Origin of the sequence: Microbacterium sp. (genome assembly GCF_047972865.1) — a bacterium.
GTDB lineage: Bacteria > Actinomycetota > Actinomycetes > Actinomycetales > Microbacteriaceae > Microbacterium.
The window spans coordinates 1-1,761 of sequence record NZ_JBKEAY010000118.1; the positions used below are offsets into that span (position 1 = coordinate 1).

Annotated in this window: 2 protein-coding genes and 1 pseudogene; all 3 read right to left on the minus strand. The window is 67.0% G+C overall.

The window, feature by feature from the left end:
• A partial coding sequence (locus tag ACK5KK_RS07480) for a relaxase domain-containing protein (RefSeq protein WP_416889461.1) occupies positions 1 to 163 on the minus strand: 163 nt, incomplete at its 3' end.
• A gap of 31 nt (positions 164 to 194) precedes the next feature.
• Positions 195 to 536 (minus strand): annotated as a pseudogene (locus tag ACK5KK_RS07485) (relaxase domain-containing protein); the annotation flags it as partial.
• Between the two features lie 171 nt (positions 537 to 707).
• Positions 708 to 1,724, minus strand: a complete 1,017-nt coding sequence (locus ACK5KK_RS07490) for a magnesium and cobalt transport protein CorA (protein ID WP_416889462.1) — start codon at positions 1,722 to 1,724, stop codon at positions 708 to 710.
• Between the last annotated feature and the right edge of the window lie 37 nt (positions 1,725 to 1,761).

Genomic DNA, 1,761 nt, shown 5'->3' on the forward strand with positions numbered 1-1,761 from the left:
GGGTGCCGATCTGAAAATGGATATGCCGATGCGGATCAGCCGCACGCGACGTGCGGTGCGACACCGCCACCGTCTGCAACTGCGAGACGGGAACAACCTCCTGCTTCCCGCGCGGTCCCACACGGGTCACGGAGTTGCTGGGAGAGCCACCGCTGAATCTCACTCACGGCGTCCTGCTGCGCCCGGTCAAGAGCGTCGGAGACCTCCGGGTGAAGCGCGGCGGCGATCGACAGCGACTTCGGGGCGTTCACGACCATCTCCGCAAACCTGGGCGATCCCTGCCGCGCCTCACCCGGCAGACGTGGCCTGCCCATCGACTCCTCGGTGAGCGGGTCGAGCCAGTCCACCCAGCCCGCATACCTCTCCGGGTCGAGCCCCAGCGCGGCGGTCACGTTCCCGTCGCTGTCGAGTGCGGTGAACTGCGCCACGGACGTGTCAGCGCCGAGGTAGTAATCATCCGCGCGAGAGCGGTCGGCCTCGACATAGCGGCGCGCATCAGCCCCGGTTCCCCGGAACAGGATCACACCGCCATGCATGACACTCACCACCTATGATTTCATCTGCGCTCAAGCACCGATTCTTCGGTAGAACGTGATGGGCAGTCCCCGCGAGACTACATGCGCGCTATCGAGGCCGCGCGCAGACCGTGCGGTCTCGATGCCGCGGCTGTAGTCTCGCGGGGCGGGGCGGGTAGGGGCGGGGGAGGGTTACAGCCAGCCGCGGCCCTTGAAGATGCCGTAGAGCGTGCCGGCGAAACCCAGCATGAGGGCGAGTGCGAGCGGGTACCCCCAGGGCCATTCCAATTCGGGCATGTGTCGGAAGTTCATGCCGTAGACCCCCGCGACCAGGCTCGGAGCGAAGATGATCGCCGCCCAGCTGGAGATCTTCTTGGCCTGCTCGCTCTGCGACACGGCGGCTTCGCTGAGGGTCCGCATGTCGTCGTTCTGCCGCTGTGCGACCAGCGCCGAGTGCACCTGCAGCGCGTTCTGCAGCAACTGGCGGAAGCCCTCACCGCGCTCGACGACGCGGATGACGTGGTCCTTCACGTCGCGCAGATACCGCTGCAGTTCCACGTCGACGTGGTACGTGCCGAATCCGCGTTCGAGTGCCTCGAACATTCCCACCAGGGGCCTGGTTGCGCGCTGGATCTCCATCACCTCGCTCGCGAGGTCGTAGATGCGGCGCGTGACGACGGGATCGCCCGAGAACAGCTGCTCCTCGATCTCGTCGATGTCGTTCTCGAGTCCGGCATCCACCGGCTGGTATTCGTCGACGACCTGATCGAGCACGGCGTACAGCACCGCTTCGGGCCCCTTCGCGAGCAGGTCCGGGGTGGCTTCGAGCCGGTGCCGCACGTGGGCGAGGTCGGGGGATTCGGAATTGCGGATCGTGATGGCGAAGTCGGGGCCGACGAACACGTGAAGTTCGCCGAACTCGACCTCTTCGACGGCATCCAGATAGCGTGCCGGGCGCAGCACGACGAACAGGGTGTCGCCGTAGCGCTCGAGTTTCGCGCGCTGATGACCCTTCTTGGTGTCTTCGACGGCGAGCGGATGCAGGTCGAACTCCGCCGCGAGCGCATCGATCTCGGCCTCGGTGGGGCGGTACAGCCCGATCCACGCGAATCCGCCGTGGGCGGCGCGCGAGGCGAACGTCTCTGCCAGCGTGGCGGGCGTGGCGACCCGGCGACCGTCGCGGTAGATCGCGTTGTCGATGACAGACATCGGGTTCAGTGTCGCGCCGCCGCCGCCCCGCCGTGCC

What these genes read in the sequence shown, in the direction of transcription:
- ACK5KK_RS07490 (WP_416889462.1), bottom strand. Translation starts at nt 1,724, where the DNA reads ATGTCTGTCATCGACAACGCGATCTACCGCGACGGTCGCCGGGTCGCC.